The sequence below is a fragment of the Hymenobacter properus genome (assembly GCF_015694735.1).
In the GTDB taxonomy this organism is placed as follows: Bacteria; Bacteroidota; Bacteroidia; order Cytophagales; family Hymenobacteraceae; genus Hymenobacter; species Hymenobacter properus.
In genome coordinates this window covers 610586-630289 of record NZ_JADQDP010000001.1, presented here as the reverse complement: position 1 = coordinate 630289, position 19704 = coordinate 610586, and the positions used below count along the sequence as shown (strand labels likewise).

Annotated in this window: 16 protein-coding genes; 7 read left to right on the top strand and 9 right to left on the bottom strand. The window is 61.8% G+C overall.

Features of this window, described 5'->3' with window-relative positions; all coding sequences use genetic code 11:
* The first annotated feature begins 3 nt into the window (after nucleotides 1-3).
* The gene (locus tag I2I01_RS02760; protein ID WP_196284885.1) at nucleotides 4-3660 is read left to right on the top strand and encodes an AAA domain-containing protein; all 3657 of its coding nucleotides are present in this window, start codon (nucleotides 4-6) and stop codon (nucleotides 3658-3660) included.
* 14 nt (nucleotides 3661-3674) lie between these two features.
* Here the strand turns inward: I2I01_RS02760 and I2I01_RS02755 are convergent, their stop codons facing one another.
* The 4 genes from I2I01_RS02755 to I2I01_RS02740 form a co-directional block, all read right to left on the bottom strand.
* Nucleotides 3675-4178, bottom strand: a complete 504-nt coding sequence (locus I2I01_RS02755; RefSeq protein WP_230678861.1) for an FKBP-type peptidyl-prolyl cis-trans isomerase — start codon at nucleotides 4176-4178, stop codon at nucleotides 3675-3677.
* Nucleotides 4179-4345: 167 nt separating this feature from the next.
* Nucleotides 4346-5263 (bottom strand): FKBP-type peptidyl-prolyl cis-trans isomerase, encoded by a 918-nt coding sequence (locus I2I01_RS02750; RefSeq protein WP_196284883.1) that lies wholly within the window; start codon nucleotides 5261-5263, stop codon nucleotides 4346-4348.
* Between the two features lie 68 nt (nucleotides 5264-5331).
* The gene (locus I2I01_RS02745) at nucleotides 5332-5697 is read right to left on the bottom strand and encodes a ribosomal maturation YjgA family protein (protein ID WP_196284882.1); all 366 of its coding nucleotides are present in this window, start codon (nucleotides 5695-5697) and stop codon (nucleotides 5332-5334) included.
* Between the two features lie 52 nt (nucleotides 5698-5749).
* The gene (locus tag I2I01_RS02740; RefSeq protein ID WP_196284881.1) at nucleotides 5750-6580 is read right to left on the bottom strand and encodes an oxygenase MpaB family protein; all 831 of its coding nucleotides are present in this window, start codon (nucleotides 6578-6580) and stop codon (nucleotides 5750-5752) included.
* A 288-nt stretch (nucleotides 6581-6868) separates the two neighbouring features.
* Here I2I01_RS02740 and I2I01_RS02735 point away from each other — a divergent pair, with 288 nt between their 5' ends.
* The gene (locus tag I2I01_RS02735; RefSeq protein ID WP_196284880.1) at nucleotides 6869-7564 is read left to right on the top strand and encodes a hypothetical protein; all 696 of its coding nucleotides are present in this window, start codon (nucleotides 6869-6871) and stop codon (nucleotides 7562-7564) included.
* 278 nt (nucleotides 7565-7842) lie between these two features.
* Here the strand turns inward: I2I01_RS02735 and I2I01_RS02730 are convergent, their stop codons facing one another.
* Nucleotides 7843-8307 (bottom strand): hypothetical protein, encoded by a 465-nt coding sequence (locus tag I2I01_RS02730; RefSeq protein WP_196284879.1) that lies wholly within the window; start codon nucleotides 8305-8307, stop codon nucleotides 7843-7845.
* Between the two features lie 20 nt (nucleotides 8308-8327).
* Nucleotides 8328-10628 (bottom strand): efflux RND transporter permease subunit, encoded by a 2301-nt coding sequence (locus I2I01_RS02725; RefSeq protein WP_196284878.1) that lies wholly within the window; start codon nucleotides 10626-10628, stop codon nucleotides 8328-8330.
* A 112-nt stretch (nucleotides 10629-10740) separates the two neighbouring features.
* Here I2I01_RS02725 and I2I01_RS02720 point away from each other — a divergent pair, with 112 nt between their 5' ends.
* Entirely contained in the window at nucleotides 10741-10983 is a 243-nt protein-coding gene (locus I2I01_RS02720) for a hypothetical protein (RefSeq protein ID WP_196284877.1), read from the top strand.
* Between the two features lie 190 nt (nucleotides 10984-11173).
* Here I2I01_RS02720 and I2I01_RS02715 read toward each other — a convergent pair whose 3' ends face one another.
* The 3 genes from I2I01_RS02715 to I2I01_RS02705 form a co-directional block, all read right to left on the bottom strand.
* Complete coding sequence (locus I2I01_RS02715; RefSeq protein WP_196284876.1) at nucleotides 11174-11560, bottom strand: heavy-metal-associated domain-containing protein; 387 nt, start codon at nucleotides 11558-11560, stop codon at nucleotides 11174-11176.
* 81 nt (nucleotides 11561-11641) lie between these two features.
* Complete coding sequence (locus tag I2I01_RS02710) at nucleotides 11642-14032, bottom strand: TonB-dependent receptor (protein WP_196284875.1); 2391 nt, start codon at nucleotides 14030-14032, stop codon at nucleotides 11642-11644.
* Between the two features lie 95 nt (nucleotides 14033-14127).
* Nucleotides 14128-14568, bottom strand: coding sequence for a hypothetical protein (locus I2I01_RS02705; protein ID WP_196284874.1), 441 nt, complete (start codon nucleotides 14566-14568; stop codon nucleotides 14128-14130).
* A gap of 319 nt (nucleotides 14569-14887) precedes the next feature.
* Here I2I01_RS02705 and mraZ point away from each other — a divergent pair, with 319 nt between their 5' ends.
* From mraZ to I2I01_RS02685, 4 genes are read left to right on the top strand one after another with little or no spacing between them, the layout of a single operon-like run.
* Nucleotides 14888-15361, top strand: coding sequence for a division/cell wall cluster transcriptional repressor MraZ (gene mraZ / locus I2I01_RS02700; RefSeq protein ID WP_196284873.1), 474 nt, complete (start codon nucleotides 14888-14890; stop codon nucleotides 15359-15361).
* A complete protein-coding gene (rsmH, locus tag I2I01_RS02695) occupies nucleotides 15358-16281 on the top strand; it encodes a 16S rRNA (cytosine(1402)-N(4))-methyltransferase RsmH (RefSeq protein ID WP_196284872.1) in 924 nt (307 codons plus the stop codon). Before mraZ ends, rsmH begins: the two co-directional genes overlap by 4 nt.
* Before the next feature lie 9 nt (nucleotides 16282-16290).
* On the top strand, nucleotides 16291-17226 hold the full coding sequence (locus tag I2I01_RS02690; RefSeq protein ID WP_196284871.1) for an FtsL-like putative cell division protein: 936 nt from the start codon (nucleotides 16291-16293) through the stop codon (nucleotides 17224-17226).
* Nucleotides 17223-19691 carry a penicillin-binding protein gene (locus I2I01_RS02685; RefSeq protein ID WP_196284870.1) on the top strand — a complete coding sequence of 823 codons (2469 nt, stop codon included), beginning with the start codon at nucleotides 17223-17225 and terminating at the stop codon, nucleotides 19689-19691. Before I2I01_RS02690 ends, I2I01_RS02685 begins: the two co-directional genes overlap by 4 nt.
* The last annotated feature ends 13 nt before the right edge of the window (nucleotides 19692-19704 follow it).

The window sequence follows — 19704 nt, the reverse complement described above, 5'->3', positions numbered from 1 at the left end:
CTTATGCCTGCCCGCTATTTTCCACGCCTCGCGGCCCTCGCCACCGACGCCACCGCCACGCCGGCCGACCAGCTCCCGCGCCTGCGCAAGCTGCTCGAAGCCGTGCTGCGCGACGAGTACAAGCGCCGCGGCGTGAGCTTTGGCAACCTCAGTCAGGCCATCGGTTTCGTGGCGTATGAGCACGAGCTCACGGGCCGCCTGCGCCACCAGCTGCAGGCTTTGCGTCTGAGCGCCAACCTGGTGCTGCACGAAAGCTACCCCGGTACCGCAGCCGAAGTCGTTTCTGGCTTCAATGCGGTGGTAGAACTAATTGAGCAGCTCAACGGCGTGCTCTACGACGGCCCGGCCCTGCAGCTGCCGCCCGATGCTGGCCTGGAAGAAAACGAGCAGGCCGCCTTCGAAGCCGCGCTGGCGGCCCAGGCGGCGGCCCCGCTGCCGCCCGCTACGCCCCTCGAGGCCTGGCGCGTGCACGTGCTGGCCACCAACCTGGCCACTGGCGAGCTGACGGTGGAAATGAATCAGCCCGCCGACGGCCGGCCCGCCGGCCCGTTCGACGTGGTGCTGCCCGAAGCCTACGCCGGCCTGCTGCCCACGGCCGCCGCGCTGCACCCCACGTTGCACCTCATCGGCCCGGTGCTGCTGCCCGATGGCCGCGTGCAGCCGCGCCGCGTGGTGCTCGAGCCCGACTACCTCATCAGCGTAACCACCGTGGCCGAATGCGCCCAAAAGGATGGCACCATCCCCGAGTGGGCTCTTATTAGCGCCTTTTTGCCCGATGAAATATCGCGCCCGCTGGTGCTCGGTAACCTGGTGAACATGCTGCTGGACGAAGAAGTGAGCCATGCCGCCCGCAACGAGGAGCTGAAAAGCCAGCGCAAAGATTCCGAAGTGAAGGAGCGCATGGCTGCGTTGTCGAACCTGCTGGAAAAAGGCCGGCCCGGCCAGGGTTTCGCAAGAAATAGCTTCACCGGAATTGAAAACACGTTTGATGCCGCTGCCAGCACTAACGTGGCTGATGAGCCAGGCACCAAGCCCCAGGCACTAGGCACTTCCGACTTCGACCTCGAGCACTTCCTTCACAAGCGCCTGTTCCGCCTCGCGCCGCTGTCGCTGAGCACGCTGCCTGAGTTTCAGACCCGCAACGGCGTGCCGGAGCTGTTCAACGACCTGCGCCGCCACCACGCCACCCTGCGCGATACCCAGCGGCGCGGCTTCGTGGCCGACAGCCGCACCGGCTACCAGCAGCAGCGCTTGCGCGTGGCCGACTGCTTCCTCGAACCCACCTTCCTCTCGGCCACCTACGGCCTGCAGGGCCGCCTCGACCTGTTGCACGAAAGCAACACCGGCTACGACCTCATCGAGTTGAAGAGCTCGAAATCGGTGCCCAGCGGCCCGCCCTGGACCAACCACACCGCCCAGGCCCAGCTCTACCGTCTGCTGCTGGAGTCGGTGTTCGGGGCCGACGGCGAAACCGCCGGCCGGGGCCGCACCAGCATTCTGTATTCCAGCGCTGCCGATGGCCAGAGCGCCGTGCGCCGCGTTGACCAGGACCAAGCCCTGATTGACCGCCTGCTCAACGCCCGCAATCAATTGGTGGGGGTGGAGCTGCAGCTGGCCCGCGCCACCGGCCCCCGCCAGACGCGGCAGCTGCTCACGCCCGTTATCAAACCTGACCTGAGCGGGCTGCCCAGCTTCGGCCGCGACAAAGCCCAGCACGTGGCCAACGCCTGGGCCGCGGCCGACCTGGTGGAACGCGCCTACTGCCTGGAGCTGATTCGCTTCTCGGCCCGCGAGATGCGCCTCACCCTGCTCGGCGACGAGGCCCGCCCCGGCGATGCTGGCGGGCAGGCCGGCCTCTGGCTGCTGCCCCAGGCCCGCAAACATCAAAACTTCAGCCTGCTCGATGAGCTGGAATTAATTGAAGACCAAAGCAATGCCGACGACGAAGCCCGCGACGGCCTTGGCCCGCACCTGGTGTTTCAGCGCCCGGCCGGTGGGCGCGAAGTCAACTTCCGAGCCGGCGACACGCTGATTCTCTACCCGCGCCGCAAGGCCGGCGTGGCGCCCGACCAGGCTGCGCCCCTTAGCGTCCTCGATGCCCAGGTAGTGAAAGTGGTGCTGGCCGAGGACCTCGGCACCGACGGCCGCGTGGTGCTTTCCATCCGAAACCGGCGGCTGGCCCCGCGCTACCTGCACGGCCACTCGCACTGGGCCCTGGAACCCGACACCTACGATACCTTCCGCCGCGAGTGGGCCAGCATTTCGGCCTTCCTAAGTTTGGCGCCGGAGCGCCGCCAGCGGCTGTTGGCCCGCACTGCCCCCCGTCGGCCCGAGCCCGAATTCTGGACACCGGCCTCGCCGCCCGCTACCACGGCGCCCGAGGTGGTGGCCCGCGCCTTGGCCGCACCCGATTGGTTTGTGCTCTGCGGCCCGCCCGGCACCGGCAAAACCCGCGCCGTGCTACGCGAACTGGCCGAGCGGCTTTACAAGCAGGACAAGCACACGCTGCTGGCCGCCTACACCAACCGCGCCGTGGATGAAATCTGCGAGCAGCTGGTGGCGGCCGGGCTGCCCTTTATTCGGGTGGGCTCGCGGCTGGGCACGGCGCCGCACTACCGGCCCTATTTGCTCGATAACATGCTGCGCGACTGCGCCACGCGCCAGGCCGTGCGCGACCGGCTCAAGAACTGCCCGTTTTACGTGGGTACCGTGGCCAGCCTGCTGGGCAAGCCCGAGCTGTTCACCCTCAAGCAGTTCGACCTGGCCGTGGTGGATGAAGCCAGCCAGGTGCTCGAAGCGCCCATGCTGAGCCTGCTCTCCAAAGTCAATAAGTTCATCCTCATCGGCGACCATCGCCAGCTGCCGGCCGTGGTCACGCAGGAGCCCGAAGCCAGCGCCGTGGCCGAGGAGGTGGCTGAGCTGCTGCAGCAGGAGCTGGGCCTCAGCAACCTGCGCAATTCCTACTTCGAGCGGCTGTTCAAAAAAGCCGAAGCGCAGTGGCCCCACGCCCACGGCACCCTCGCCGACCACTACCGCATGCACACCGAACTGGTGGCGCTGGTGAACGACGACTTCTACAACGGCCTGCTGCGCTGCCCCATGCCCTGGCAGCACGAGCCCCTGAACCGCGCCACCTGGCCCGCACCCACCGATGCCTTCACCGAGCAGCTGTACGCCCGGCGCCTGGTGTTTGTGCCCACGCGCCGCCAGCCCGAAGATTTATCCATGAAAGAATCGGCCCAGGAGGCCGACCTGGCGGCCCGCACCGCCGCCTACGTGGTGCAGGGCTACGGGCCCGATTTCAACCCCGAAACCACGCTGGGCATCATTGCCAGCTACCGCAACCAGGCGGCCCTTATCCGAGCCCGGCTGGCGGCACTAGCGGCAGAGCTGAAGCTGCCCACGCTAACGCAGGTGAGCGTGGATACCGTGGAGCGCTACCAAGGCTCGCAGCGTGACGTCATTGTGGTGAGTTTCTGCTGCCACCACGAGCACCAACTGGAGCTGATGGTGTCGCCCAACGAGGACGGCACCGTCGACCGCAAGCTCAACGTGGCTCTCACGCGGGCGCGGCAGCAGCTGGTGCTGCTCGGCAATGAGGAGATTCTGCGCCGGGCCCCGCACCACGCCGCGCTGCTGGCACGGGTGGGTGGGGCCTGAAGGCACTGCGCTGGCTATTGAATGTCAACCAGCTCGACCTCGAACCGCAGCACCGTGTTGGGCGGAATGGAACCGGCCTGCTGGTCTTTGTAGCCCAGCGCTGAGGGGATTAGCAATACGCTTTTCTCGCCTTTGCGCATGAGCGCAATGCCTTCGTCCCACCCTTTGATAACCTGGTTATTGCCCAGTACGAAGCTGATGGGCGTGTACCGGTTCTTGGAAGCATCGAAAACTTTGCCATCGAGAAACGTACCGGTATAGAGCACCGAAACCGTTTTGCCCGCCACCGCTTTCTGCGCCGTGGGCACCGTCGTCACAGGCACGTAGTATAGGCCTGAAGCCTGGCGCTGCGCGTTGGTGATGTTATTGTCGGCGATGTACTTCTTGATGTGGCCTTCATCGACGGCCGCGTAATCAACGGTTTCTTCTTTCTGGCAAGCGGTGGTGACCACCGCGGCCGAGCCCAGCAGCACGGGGAATAAGAGCCGGAGCAAGCCGGTTGAAAAAGGAAATTTCATGTGTTTTTTTAAGTAAAAATAAGGGTGACCTGCCATGGTTTGCATGAAGCCGGTCGGTTAAGGCGGCTTTCGTCCTTGTTGGCAGCTTCCGAACTATCTAAAAAAGCCGGTGACCAGGCATAGTGCTGGCCACCGGCTTCTCATGGGCGCATCGGCGCATTGGGCACTTAGCGCACGTCCACTACCTCCACTTCAAAGCGCAGCACGGTATTGGGGGCAATGCGGGTGCTGGCGCCCTGCGGCCCGTAGGCCAAGCCCGACGGAATCAGCAGTTCCGCCTTATCGCCTTTGTGCATCAGGGCAATGCCTTCCTCGAAGCCGGCAATCAGCTGCCCCCGGCCCAGGGTAAATGTGAGCGGCGAGCTGGGCGTGGAAGCATCGAACACCGTGCCGGCCGCATCGAGCAGGTGCCCGGTGTACTGCACCACCACCGTGGAGCCAATGGCCGGCCGCACCGCATTCGCGTTGGTAACGACGGGCAGGAAGTACAGCCCCGACGTTTGTTTTTGCGCCGTGGTGATGTTCTTGCTGGTTAGGTAGCTCGTAATCAGGTTGTCATCTACTGCTTTGTAATCGACCACTTCCACCTCAAAGCGCACCACCGAATTGGCCGGGATAAGGCCGTTGCCCGTCGAAGCGCCATAAGCCAGGCGGGACGGAATCAGCAGCTCGGCCTTGTCGCCGATGTGCATCAGGGAAATGCCTTGCTCAAACCCGGAAATCAGCTGCCCGGCGCCCACCACAAAGGTCACGGGCAGGTTGTTATGGCGCGATGAGGCGTCGAACACCGTGCCGGCCGCATCGAGCAGGTGCGCCGTGTAGAGCACCGATACGTAGGAGCCCACGGCCACCTTTGTAGCGTTCGGGTTGGTTCGCACCGGTAGGAAATAAAGCCCCGAGGCCTGCTCCTGAGCCGTGGTGATGTTGTTGGCGGTCAGATAGTCCTTAATCAAGCCCTGGTCGCGGGCACTGTAGTCCTGAATTTCGGGCTCATCTTTCTTGCAGGAAGTCGTGGCCAGGCTGGCCGCGCCGAGCAGCAACAGGAAAAAGAACCGGAGCAGGCCGGGAGCAAAAAGAAATTTCATAGCAGTTTTTTGGTAAAAATAGCACCGGGCCGCCAAAGCCTTCCCGGCTGGCCAGACCCACGTTGGCCCTAACCTGACGTGCCAAGCCATTCGTTCCGGGCGGTGGAGCGGGCCCTCACCATGCCCTCCGCCAGCAAAGCCAGCGCCACGCCACCGGTATAGGCCAGCAGGTCGGCCCACTCAAAATGGTTGCCCAGCAGCACGGCCACCAGCCGGTGGTGTTGCCAGCCCAGCAACGCCAGCAGATGAAAATATTGCAGGCACTCTATCAGATATGAGATGAGCAGCACCCCCATAGCCGCGCGCTTGGGCGATATCAGAAGGCCACCGCGCACCAGGCAGTAAAGGAAGATGGGAGCCAGAACATCCCCCACGTAGGGCCGAATGATTGTATCGTGCAGGAAAAGCGCAATGAGGGTTTCCAGTATCAACAATGTGCTGGCACAGAGCAAATACCACTTATTTATTCGTAGCTGCATGCCCATTCTAGCTGTGCAAAAAATGCATCGGGCAGCGTTTGGGCAACGGCTGCGAACCCACCGCGGCGGCTTGGTCCAGCGGTGGGGCATTCAGAGCCTGAATGCGGCCTTGATACTCGGCCGGCAACATGGCGTTTTTGGCCCATTGGCTGACCGGCCACTGCTTGGTGAGGCGGTAGGCGGTCACGGCCGGGCTTATCAGGCCCCCAGGCGGCAAGTCGAGCATCTCTCGCACGGCTGGCGGCACCACCAGGCCCTGCACGGCCCGTAGCAAGTGGTAGCGGGGGCCGCCCAGGTGCTTGTGGTATTGCACATATAAGTCTTTTGTATAGGAGCTCAGCAAGAGATTTTGGGCCAGGTGCTGCTGCCGGGCCACTTGCCAGGCTGCGTAAGTAGTGGGCAAATCGGGGATGCCCATGCGCTGGCCCACCCGTGTGAATACGGCCATAATTTCGGCGCACTCAGCCTCGGTGAGCGGCCGCTCCAGTACCTCAAATGCCCGAATGGAATAGCCTATCAGCATGAACAGCACGTCGCGGTAGGCCCAGTCGGGGATGGCCCGGCCGCGCTTGGCCTCCACCGCGCCGTGAATGGCGGCGATGGTGTCGATGGCCTTCTCGGCCCCGGCGCGGTCGGCAAACACGATACGGCGGGCGTAGTCGACGGTGGAGAACAGGCGGTCGAGCGGGTCGGCGGGCAGGCGGCCGGTGAAATAGAGCCAGTCCACGGCCTTATTCAAGGCAAACTCGGCCGCCGCACCGGCGAAAATGAAAAGCACCGTATCGGCCGAGCCCCAGATGCGGCGCACAATGGAATCGGGAGCAACGAAATAGTTCATGGTGAAAAAGAACTTTGAGTTGCAAAGTTAATGGATGTTCTGATTCCACACTTATGGTGAGAAGCGATGGCCTACCTCATGAGCCAAAATGAGGGGAGCATTAGCCCGTTTCTTGTATCGGTAATGTCGGATTTTTAGCTTGACAAATACTGCCAGTTAGCTACAATCCTGCTTTTAAAAGCCTGGGGCAACGCTTCTAAAAGTCCTTTTCTGAAAAAAGTTAGATTGTCTGTCGGCACAGAGCCAAATACTTTTGGACAAATCCACTGGTTCTCACTTCACCGCGCTATGGAAAAGTTATTCAGCACCATTCTGTATGGTATTGCCGTAATCAGTTGTGTCAGTTGTAAGAAGGAAGAGGTAGAGGAGCCAGCGTGTAGCGACCATTGCACCACAATAGTGGGGCGTTTCACCACCGATAACCGCGCCACCCCGCTTGCCGGATTGCCGGTCCGCATGCAGTGGGTACGTTGGAAAGGTGCCTTCAGCACAGACGTCCGGACTAAAGCCAAAACGGTGACGGATGCCCAAGGAAATTACCGCCTCAATTTCTATGTAAAAGAGGATGAGTTGAAAGATGGCTATTTCGAAGTTTGCTATTCGGGTGATGCCAGCAAGTACATCCTTGACCGTGACCAAACGGGAGCTAGCTGGCTGGGCCTGAGCCGGGATACAGTCATTGTAAGTGATTGGCTTCTGCCCCGTAAAGCGTTTGTCCATCCGGAAATCACCAATGCCGCGCAGATTGTGGGCGATTACTGGGGCGAATACGGCTTTGCGAACGGAGCCTACCGCGGCCGCGGGCGTTTCACTTATGCCGTCGTATTCACTTTCAACCAATTGCCAAGCGGCAATATCGAAGTGGCCGCAAACCAACCAGTCGATTTAAAAAGCTTTAAAACGGTCAATGGTCAGTTGGTAGTAGCGCACGATACCGTTCGGCTGGCTCCTGGAGCTACCTATGTGCATCGAGTTACTTATTGAATATCCTGACTTTCACTTAGCTACGGAAAGGTCGCTGCGTGCGTCTTTCCCGTAGCTAGCCGCACGAAATTTACGCCGCTGACTGGGCGGCGACACCACGTATCGCGGGCTGCATATCCAGCCGCGGCAGGGCATGGCGCTAATTTTCCTGAACAGCCTCTTCCACGAATGTAGCGAAGTGACGCAGGGCGTGAAGTACGTGCTGCGCTCAAACGTTATTTACCGGACGGAGGGAGTTTAAGGAAATCCAATAACCGTTTTAATCTGTCTGCTACAGCTTATGGACCATTTCCAGTGACAAGTTGGCTAATCACAAATTCCTTGTTATCTGCAGTTGTCCAACTGCCAAACGGATACAATGATTGATTGGTAATTACGAAGAATGAGGTGTTTTTATACTTGGCAATTAATTCACTTAATTCAGTAGAGCCTTGAAAATTATTCGCATCCAGTGTCACTAAAAGGTACTGCCGTTTAGCGATGTTAATAATTTGGTTGTCGCCAATGATGTTCCAGCCCAATTTCTGATTTGCCTTTATGTTATTCGTGACAAAGGCAATAAGAAGCAGCCTGTTATCAACAGTTGTCTTTGGCGAGCCAGATGCTAACAGGCAATTATTTGCTGCTTTGATGCTGGTGTATGTTGTGTCACAACAATCGCAGCTATTAACAGCCTGAAGAGAACTGCGGCAGCCGAAACATCCAAGTGCGAGAAGCAAACTGAATGTTGCGGCGATTTTCATGGCTATGCAGATAATGAATATTAAGCTAATGATTCCGCTGCTGGTTCTACTATCGCCTTAGGCTTGTGCCGGTAGAAATACAGTATCAGCAGCGGCAGCAGCGTGAGCTCGGCCACCACGCCAAAAAGCAGCGTGAGGCCGATGAGCAGGCCCACGTAAAACGTGCCGTCGAAGGACGAGAACAGCAGGGTGGAGAAGCCGCCCACCAGGATGAGCGAAGTGACGATAACCGCCTTGCCGGCCAGCAGGTAGGTGTGCTTCACGGCTCGGAACAGGTTGGGCTCGTGGGCGAGCGTGAGGCGCAGCTTGCTGATAAAGTGGATGGTATCATCGACGGCGATGCCGAAGGCGATGGTGAAGATGATGCTGGTGCTCACCTTCATGCTCACGCCGGCCAGGCCCATCACACCGGCCACAATGAGGATGGGCACGAGGTTGGGGATGAGCACCACCACCGTCATGCGCAGCGAGCGGAACAGGGCCAGCACAATGAGCGTGACCATCAGCACGTCGATGCTCATGCCGGTTATCATATTCAGCGTGAGGTTCTCGTTGTTCTTGTCAATCAGGTTGCTTGAGCCGGTGAGGCGGGTACGCAGCACGGTGCTGTCGATGCTCGTGCGCAGGTAGCGGCGCAGGCCCTCGTTCAGGGCATCGGCGCGGATGCTGCCCACGTCGGCCATGCGGCCGGTGAGGCGGCCCGCGCTGCCGTCGGGCAGGGCGAGGGCACTGAACTCGGGCTTTTTGCGGAAGAGCTTGAGTTTGCCGCGCAGGCGGGCCAGTTCGGCCGAATCGGCTGGAAGACGGTACTCGGCCAGGCCACCGCCATTGAAGGCTTTGCGCACCGACTTCACCAGTGTGACGGGCGAGGCGGCGAAGCGCAGGCCGTAGGTGCGCTGCAGGTAACCTTCAATCTGCTCCGTCTGGCGCAGCACCGTGAGGTCATAAATGTCGCGTCCGCCGGCCGGTTTTAGCTCCAATTCGAAGGGCCGGACGCCGGCGAACTTCTGCTCAAAAAAGGCAAAATCCAGCCTCACGGGGTCGTTTTTCGACAAGTCATCGAGCAAGGAGGAATTGATGCGGACCCGTGTAGCCAGGCCGATGGAGGCGGCCAGCACCAGCGCACTCACGGCAAAAATCAAGCGTCGCCGCACCAGCACCGTGCGAAACAGGCGGCCCAGCACGCCGTCCCAGCTGTGGCCCTGCTGGCGCGGCACCCGCAGCTGCGGCTTGCGCAGCAGCAAGAGCAGCGCCGGCAGCAGCGTGAAGCTGAGCACAAACGCCAGCAGCACCGCAATGCCCGTGAACAGCCCAAAGTTGTAAATAGGCCGGATGGTGCTGGTCATCAGCGTGAAAAAGCCCAGGCTGGTAGTGAGCGCCGACAGCCCCGAACCGAAGCCCGATTCCTTGAGCGTGACCCGCAACGCGTCGCGCTTGCTGGCGCCGTAGCCCAGCTCGCTCACGTAGCGCGTGATGATGTGCACCGTGTCGGAAGTGCCCACCACGAACATCATCACCGGCAGCAGAGCCGTCATCAGGTCGATGCTCACGCCGCAGGCGCCCATCACGCCCAGCCCCCACAAAATGGCGCCCAGCACCACCACCAGCGGCAGCACCACGCCCCACCAGGTCCGGAACGTGAACCAGAGCAGGCCCGTGACGAGCAGTACCGACAAGCTCATGAACACGGCCAGTTCCCATTGCAGCCGGTCCACAAAAACCGATTGGGCCACGGCGCGCCCGGCGAAGTGGTATTCATTTTCGGGGACTTTTAGCTTGGCCAGCCCGCTGCGCAGGCTAGCCAGCAGCGAGTCGCCGGGCGGCTTTTTGAGGTCGGGCGTGGTTTGGATAACCAGCGTGACGGCCCGCGCGTCGGGGCTGAACACGTTGCCGACGAGGCCGGGCGTGCGGTAAATCAGCGTGGAATCCTGGGCGCGCCGGGCGGGCTCGTCGGGGTGCAGGTAGGGCAGGCTGAAGAAACCCAGCCCCTCCACCACGGGGTTGCTGATGGTGGTGGGGGAGGTGACGGCCACCACGTGCCGCTCGCGCCGGGCAAGGCGGGTGAGGGAGTCGACGCGCCGGATAAAATCGGGCGCGAATACGGTCTGGCCGGTGGGCGCCTCCAGCCCCAGCAGCAGGTAGTCGTTGTCGTTGCCGAAGCGGCGGGTGTAGCCCTGGTAGTAGTCCAGGTCGGGGTCGCCGGCGGGGTAGAAGTCGTTGAAATTATAATTGAAGCGCAGCTGCGCCACATAATAGGCACTCAGGGCAGACAACAGCCCCAGCACGAGCAAGGCCAGATGAGCAATACGACGAAGGGGCATGCGGAAACGGGGCCGGCGGCCGGCAGGAGGGTGGCCCGCAGCATTACGCGGACGTTGGGATTTAGTCGAGCCGTTGTATCTTTCAGCTACGAACCCCAACAACCATCCAACCATGAAAAAGTCCCTGCTCGCCCTCGCCCTGTTCGCCGTTGCCGGCACCACTGCCTTCGCCCACGACGGCCATGACAAAGACGGCAAAAAAGGCAAGAAAGCCGCTTGCTCGACCGAAGCAAAAGCTTCCTGCTCCAAAGACATGAAGGGCGGCATGGCCGGCGGCCACTCCTGCTGCATGAAAGGCGGCAAAACCGCCGCTGCACCGGCTGCTGCCAAATCAGAAGTGGCGGTTAAACAATAGCTGCGCAGGGTTTCGGCCCGCAATAGATAAAAAAAAGCCCCGTCGGCATAGTCCGGCGGGGCTTTTTTCTGCTACCAAAGCTGTTTGGAATATCGGCATTGGGACCGGCTGCTTGCCTGATATCTGGCTTTCTAAGCCGCATCATCCACAAAATCAGTGGAATTCGCTAAAACCCGAGCCTATCCGTGGCCTAGTGCACGGCGTTGGTTTTCTTGCAGCAGTCGGGCAGGCGGTTGTAGGCGCGGGCGTCGGCGGTGAGGTCGTCGGCGTCGTAGCCGGTTTTTTGCACGGCGGTGCGCAGGGCAGCGGGCGTGGTTTTGTCGGCCTTGTAGGTGACGGTTACTACCTGCGTCGGCACGTCGAGCACTGCGCTTTGCACGCCCTTCTCATAAGCCAGGCTTTTTTCAATGCGGGCTTTGCACATGTCGCACACGGCGGAAGTTTTGAATTTCACCGTGGCCAGGCCGTTAGCCGAAGCCTGAGCAGTTGCTGGCGCTGTTGTGGCGGGCGCCTGGGCCTGAGCCGAGATGCTGAGCAGCGACAGAAACGAAAGGGAAAGCGAGAGGAGGAATTTCATAATCGAAGATTAAAAGCGGGTGACGGCAGTCTAACAAAATTGCTGCCGGAAAAATTTGGGATGAAGCCTCAGCCGGCCGCCCTACTCTATGCGGTAGCGCAAGCCTGCATAAGTCAGGCGGCCATACACGGGCCCCCACACCATGGCCGCGTCAAACGTAGGCCCGAACGGGTTGGAAGCACCCTCGATGGGGTTGGGCTGGCGGTAGTTGGTCAGGTTTTCCACGCCCGCATACAGCTCCAGCCGCTTGAAAGCACGCGTGAGCTGGGCGTTGAGCAAGGCGTAGCGGGGCGTGGTTTCGGGGCTATACTCCTGCGCCGCGCCGTGGGCGTGCGCAGCCGTGATGTGCGCCACCGGCCGCTGCCCAAACCATTGCACTGTGAAATCGCCGCGCCACTTATCGAAGGCGCTGGCATAGCCCATGTTCAGGAAGGCGCGGTGGGCGGGGGTGAGGGGCTTGGGCAGCAATACGTTGTCGTAGGTGGTGCGCACGTCGAGGTACTTGTAGGCGCCTTTCACCTGCAGGCCTTTCAATGGTTCCAGCTGCAGTTCGGCCTGCAGGCTGCGGGCGAAGGAGCGGGCTCCCGGCGCCAGGTTGTCGAGGGTAATGATGCTGGGCGCCGTGTACATGTCGGCCACCACTTGGTTCTGAAACTCGGTGTGGTAGTAATCGAGCACGAACGTGGCGGGGTGACCGAGGGCCGTGAAGTACTGCGTGGCGCTGCCGCCCAGGTTCCAGGCTTTTTCGGGCTGCAGGTTGGGGGCAATGACGAACTCGCGGGCGCTGGCCAGCACGGCGGCGTTGTCGGCAATGGGGTTGGCCACCCGGAAGCCCCGGCCGGCGGCGGCCCGCAGCACGGTATTTTTTAGTACGTCGTACTTCAGGTTTAGCCTGGGCGTCACCTGCCAGCCGTAGAGGTTGTGGCGGTCGGCGCGCAGGCCGGCCACCACGGTCAGGTTGCGGCTGTTCTGGTAGGTGTACTCGGCGAAGGCGCCAGGCACCAGCTCGCGGCGGGTGCGGTGCTCGCGGGCCTCTACGTCGGCCGGCGTTTCGATGACGTAGCGGCGGCCGGCGGTGAGGCGCTCGTCGTAGTTGTCATACAAAAAGCTCAGGCCCGTGCGGTACACATGCGCCGTGTTGCCCAGCGCGCTCTGGAACAGCAGCGTGGCCTGCCCGGTGCGCTGCCGCCCGTCGTAGCTGCGCGAGGATGGGTTTGTCACGAAGTAAAAAGGCTCGCTCGGGTCGTGGTCGGTGTGCAGGGTCTGGTAGCCGTAGGAATACCGCGAGGTGAAGTCGTGGTCGGTACCCGTGAGCAGCAAACCCAGGCTTTGGAAGGGGCGGCTGGGCCAGGTGTAGGAGGTTTTGGCGTAGCCCGTGTAGCGGGTAGTGGCCTGCGTGGTGCCGTAGCTCTGCGTGAAGGCTTCGGCGCCGGTGTCGCGGAAATCGAGCTGGCCACCCTGCCGGGTTTCGCGCAGCGCGCCCAGGCCCACTTCGCTCACCCAGCCTTTGCCCGAGAGGTACTTCCACTTATTAAAGGCGTTAAACTGCGTGGCCAGCGGCAAATCCAGGAAACCGTCCTTGTTGCGGTCCACGCGGTTGCCGAGGTGGTCGGTGTGCAGCAGCAGCACGGTGCTCCACTTGGCGTTTAGGCGGGCCGAGGTGTTCAGGTTGACGTCAAACTTGCCGAGGTCGTTGGCGTAGGCGTTGAACAACAGCTGGTCGGTTTTCTCCGGCTCCTTCAGCTTCACGTTTATTTGGCCCGAAATAGCCTCGTAGCCGTTCACCACCGAGCCCGTGCCCTTGATGATTTCGATGTTGTCAATCCAGGGCCCGGCCAGGTAGCCCAGGCGGTAGGGGGCGGCCAGCCCGCGCAGGGCCGGCTGGTTGTCCACGGTCAGCAGCGAGTAGCTGCCATCCAAGCCCAGCAGCTGAATCTGCTTGGCCCCTGACACCGCATCCGACGTCGTCACCTCCACCGAGGCATTGGTTTCGAAGCTCTCGGCCAGGTTGCAGCAGGCCGATTTGGTGAGGTCGCGGCTGGAAATGACCTGCGTGTGGGCCGGCGTCAGCGAGGAGTAGGCGGGCGCGCGGTCCGTCACCGTCACCTCGCCCAATTCCTGCCCGGGGCGCAGGGCTGCCCGCAGGTAGGGGGCGCCGGTGGCGGGCACCGCCAGCGTATCGGCCCGGTAGCCTAGGGCCTGCACCACCAGCCGCGAGGCTGCCCGCGCCGGCCGAGGCAAGGTGAAATGCCCGCCCGCATCCGAAGTAGTGGTGATAACCGGGGCATTAGCGTCTTCGGCATCAAAGAGCCAGCGCAGCACGGCGCCGGGCAGGGGCGTGCCCTTGCCGGCCTCGGTCACTTCGCCCCGCACCGGGGCAATGGTTTGGGCTTGGGTAGCGCCCGGCACCAGGCCGGCCGCTATGCCTGCCACGAGGGCCAAAGGCGGGACTATCCCGCGAATAGGTTTCATAAGGTCTGTAAGTTAAGGCTTTCTGAATAATAGGCGGCCACCGCCGCCCTGCCGCCCCGGCGCAGCGAAGCCGCCGGGCGCATTTTCAGAAAACCCTAAACCACCAGCGTACAGACAAACGCCAGCAAGCCGCGTCCGCCCAGCGGGGGCGGTGACGAATCGGCCGCGAACCAGCGTGGCGTGCTGGCAGGAGGCAGCGCGGCCGAAACCAGCGCCGGCCAGGCCGGCGCTGTAGGCAGCAGGGCCGGGCCCGGCAGGGGCAGCAGCACTTTAGCCGTTAGCTCGTGGGCCGGCGTGGTAAGCTTATGCAGCTGCTTGCTGAAGTCGCAGCAGTTGTCTTTGGCCGTGGGTTTGGCCGGCGTCATGTCAGCCGTGCAGCCCTGCAAGTCGGCCCGCCCGGCCACCGTCAGGGCCACCGTGCTGCGGCCGCTCATGCGGCAGGTCAGGCGCTGCACCGTGAGGCCCACCGAGGTGGTGAGCACCAGCACAGCCAGCAGCAGGCTGACGAGGCGACGGAACAATGTATAGCGCGGCATGACTACCGCAAAGATACTATCGGCCGGCCGCTGACTGCGGTGTGAAAATCGGGCTGGCTCGGTACAACATCGTGGCCAGCATTGGCTGCGTTAGCGTTGCGTCTTGCTTCCTTTTTCTCAGCCTGACAGATTGTCAAATTACATATAGCCGACCGCAATCAGGTAATTCAATGCCTTTAATATCGGTGCAAAAAGTGCCTTTCCGGGTGCATTTTCGCTGTTTTTCTTTTGTGGTAAGAAATGGTAAATTGTGGTTGAATTTCAAAATCAGTCCCGTACATTTGCATATATCGCCTCCTTCTCCTGGCGACTAAAGCCTATGAATCTGTTGTCCGGCGAATACGAATGCAAGCTTGACCCCAAGGGGCGGCTTGTGTTGCCGGCCAAAGTGAAAGGCAACCTGCCGGAGCAATCCGGCAACCAACTCGTGCTGGTGCGCGGCTTCGAGCCCTGCCTGGTGCTCTATCCCCGGTCCGCATGGCAGGTCATCCACGAGAAAGTGATGGCACTGGACGAATTCAACGAGGAATACCGGCAGTTTCAGCGCAACTTTTTCCGGGGCATGACCGAAGTAGAGTTGGATTCCATCAGCCGATTTATGCTGCCGCGCACCATGTTGCGCTACGCCGGCATCGAGAAAGAAGCCATTATTGTGGGCCTGGGCAACCGTTGTGAAATTTGGGACCCGGCCCGCTACGACGAATTCCTGATTAAAGACCAGCAAAGCTTTAGTAAGTTGGCCCAGAAGTTTTTGTCGGTTGAAACGCCCGCCCCCGGCGGCCCCGCAGCATGAGCGACTACGCCAACGATATTGCCTACCACCGCCCCGTGATGCTAGCCCAGTGCCTGGCCGGGCTCGACCTGCGCCCCGACGGCCGCTACGTCGACGTGACCTTCGGTGGGGGAGGGCACTCGGCCCGCATCCTCGAAAAGCTTACTACCGGCCACCTCTACAGCTTCGACCAGGATGCCGACGCAGAAGCAGAGGCACAGAAGCTCATTCGGCCACAGTTTACATTTGTAAAGGCTAACTTCCGGGATTTAACATCTGAATTACAGGCACGTAATGCTTTGCCGGTAGATGGCCTGTTGGCCGACCTGGGCGTGAGTTCACACCAGTTCGACACGCCTGAGCGGGGCTTTTCGACCCGTTTTGATGGCCCGCTCGACATGCGCATGGACCCCGACGGCCCGCTCACGGCGGCCGACGTGCTGAACGATTACAAGGAGGCCGACCTGCACCGCATCTTCGGCATGTACGGCGAAGTGACCAACGCCCGCACCCTGGCCCAGGCCGTGGCCGCCGGGCGCAGGGGCCGGCGCCTCGAAACCATTGGCGAGCTGAAGCAGGCTATTCAAGCCTGCACGCCGCGTGGGAAGGAAAACAAGTACCTCGCGCAGGTTTTTCAGGCCTTGCGCATCGAGGTGAACCAGGAGATGGAAGCCCTGCAGGAGATGCTGCTGCAAACGGCCGAGGTGCTGCGCCCGGGGGGGCGTCTGGTGGTGATGAGCTACCATTCGCTGGAAGACCGGCTGGTGAAAAACTTCATCGCCAAGGGCAAATTTTTTGGAGCCGTCGAAAAAGACTTCTTTGGCAATGAAAGCAAGCCCTTTGAGGCCCTCAACCGCAAGCCCGAGGAAGCCGATGCCGCCGAAATTGCGCTGAATAGCCGGGCGCGGAGTGCTAAATTGCGGGTTGCAATCAAAAAATAAGAGGTAGCCATGGCCGCCAATACGCTCAGACCCACCGACAGCCCGCGCCGGGCCAACGTGCCCCGCGAGGTAGCCCCGCCGGCGCCCGAAGTGCTGCCCGAGGCCGCCGTGGTGGAGGTACCCGCGCCCGAACCCGCGCCAGCCCCCGAGCCGGCCCCGGTGCGTGAAAAGCGCCCCCGCAAGCCCGCCCCCGAGCCGACCCGGCCGCGTAGCTCGTGGAGCCTGTTTTCGCTGCTCGACCGGCTTACCAGCGTCGACAGCTTGTTTCGGGATGGCCTGCCGGTGCGCTACCTGCCCAAGCTATTGTTTGTGATGCTGCTGGTGCTGGTTTACATCGGCAACACGCACTATGGCAACCGCATGAACCGCAATATCCTGCGCCTCAAGCAGGAAACCGAAGACCTGCGCGCCGACTATACCACGTTGAAGTCGGACTACATGGAGGCCAGCAAGCAGAGCGAGGTGGCGCGCAGAGTGGCCGCCTTTGGCTTGGTAGAAAGCTCTTCGCCGCCCTTCCGCATCACGGTGCCCAAGGGCCACCTCGATGCCGCGGAGCTGGAGCTGATGCCCGTGCTCACGGCCGACACTTTGGCCGCCCGCGCCGCCCGCGACTCGGCCGCCGCCGAGCAGGCTGATGTGCAGGCCGGCCGGCGCCGGCGCGAAGCGTCGGAGAACGGCGTGGACAGCGGCCCCGAAATCATTGCTCCGCCCCAGGTCCTGGACGGCGACTCGGCCGCAACGGCTACGCCCGTGGCGCGGCCGGCAGTAGCCCCCCGGACAACGGCTCCCAAAGCCAAGACCAAGCCTACCAAACCGGCTGCCAGCCCCAGAAAAAATGCTGCTGGCAGCAAGGCCAATGCCAAGGCGAAGCCCGCCGCTTCTAAGCCTGCGGCGCGCAAAGCCAAGCCCTCTGATAAGAAAGCCGTTAGAAGCCATTCCCGATGAAAGGCAGCGTTAAAAAATCCATCGTCACGCGAGTGCGGCTGGCCTTTTTGGGGGTAGCTGTGTTTTCGTCGGCGATATTCTGGAAAGCCACCAAAATTCAGTTTCAGGAGGGCGCCAAGTGGCGGGCGCTGGAGCAGGAGCGGCGCATCAGCTACCAGGCGGTGCCGGCCACGCGCGGCAACATCTATTCTGACAACGAGAGCATTATGGCGACCTCGCTGCCTTTCTATCGGGTGGCCTGGGACCCGGGCGTGGTCGATGACGAGGTGTTTAAGGCCAACGTGGACTCGCTGGCTTACCGGCTGTCCCACTTCTTCGGCGACCGCAGCGTGCAGGAGTACAAGCGGCGCTTGATAAACGCGCGCACCGCCAAGATGCGCTACATCCGCCTCAACTCGCGTCAAATCAACTTTCAGGAAAAGAAGCTGTTGGCCAACTGGCCCATTTTTCGGGCCAAGCGCAACCGGGGCGGCGCCATTTTCGAGAAAGTAGACAAGCGCTTCCGCCCGTTTGGCGGGTTGGCGCAGCGCACCATTGGCTTTGTGAACGAGGACAAGCACGGTGCGGGCCTGGAATACACCTTCGAGCAGAGCCTGGCTGGCAAGCCGGGCGAGGCCCTGTTTGAGCGCGTACCGGGCGGCGTGAAACCGGTGTTCGACGGCACCGAAATAAAGCCCCTGCCGGGCTACGACATCAAAACCACGCTCGACATCAACCTGCAGGACGTAGCCGAAAACGCCCTCTACAAGTCGTTGGTCGACAACAACGCCCAGTACGGCTGCGTGATTCTGATGGAAGTGGCTACCGGCGAAATCAAGGCGGTGGCCAATCTGGGCAAGGCGTCGGACGATACTTATAAGGAAGACTACAACTACGCATTTGCCGACCAGGGCCGCACCGAGCCGGGCTCCACGTTCAAGCTGGCCTCGATGATGGCCCTGTTTGAAGCCCGGCCCGAGGTGACCCTCGACGACATGGTGGACACCGGCAACGGCCGCATGTACGTGGGCGGGGCCGTGAAATCGGATTCGCACGGCTACGGCCGCATCACGGTGCAGCAGGTGTTCGAGAAGTCGAGCAACATCGGCGTAGCCAAGCTGGTGGACAAATACTTCTCGGCCAACCCCACCGAGTACACTGACTACCTCAAGAAGTTCGGCCTCGATAAGCCCCTGGGCTTCCAGATGGCCGGCGAGGCGCTGCCCTACGTGAAAGACCCCAAGGACCGCAGCTGGAGCCGCACCTCGCTCACCACCATGAGCATTGGCTACGAGTTGAAGCTGGCCCCGCTGCAAACGCTGGCCTTCTACAACGCCGTGGCCAACGGCGGCGTGAAAATGCAGCCCATGATAGTGCGCGAAATCAAGCAGGCCGACCAGGTGCTGCAGCGCAACGAGCCCCGGGTGCTGAATCAAAAAATCTGCTCCGACGCCACGTTGGCAAAGGTGAAGGCCATGATGGAAGGCGTGGTGCTGGCCGGCACGGCCCGCAGCATCCGGCCCAAGGACTACAGCATAGCCGGCAAAACCGGTACGGCCTGGAAGTTCAAAAACGGGCAGTACACGAAGACGTATTCCACCAGCTTTTGCGGCTACTTCCCGGCCGACAAGCCCAAATACAGCTGCATTGTGGTGGTCGACTCGCCCCGCAACGGCCGCATCTACGGCGCCGATGTGGCCGCGCCGGTGTTCCGCGAAGTGGCCGACAAGTGCATGGCCCGCGACCTGCTGAGCCAGCGCCCCCTGCTGGCCAAGGCCCGCCTGAACAAGAGCCACGTGCCCCTGGTGCGTGCCGGCATGCAAGACGAGCTGGCGCTGGTGTGCCAGAAGCTGGGCCTGGCCGGCAACACCCAGGCTACCGGCGGCGAGGAATGGGTGCGGGCCGCCTCCGACACGGCTTTCCACGCCCGCACTGTCGCCCTGGTGGTGAACCCCGTGCGCACCGGCCGCGTGCCGCAGGTGCGCGGGCTGAGCTTGCGCGACGCGCTTTTCTTGCTGGAAAACCGGGGCCTGCACGTGCGGGCCGTGGGCACGGGCCGCGTGCGGGAGCAGTCGCTGGCCGTGGGCACGCCCATCAAGCGCGGCGATATCATCACCCTGAACCTGGCGGAATCGGGCCCGCGCCTGGCTGCTCCGCAGGCACTTCCCGAGCCTGAGCACACCGACCTGGCTGAAAACAAGCTGCTGGTACCCGCAGAGATGGAAGCTGCCGCCAAGGAGCGCAAGTCGTTCACCAACCGCGAGAAGGCCAATGTGCAAACCGCCGTGGCCGAGCACTCGGCTGGTGTAAAACCGAATGCAAAGGCTGCTAAGCCGGCTGCTTCATCAACTGCTAAATCTGCCGCTAGCGGTGCGAAAACCACTGATAAAGCCAAGGTTTCAAATTCGCCGAAAGAGGGTCGCTCAACTACTTCGGACAAAAACAATAAAAAGAACGCGCCAAAGCCCGTCGTGCGGCGGGCCTAAACAACTTTATAAT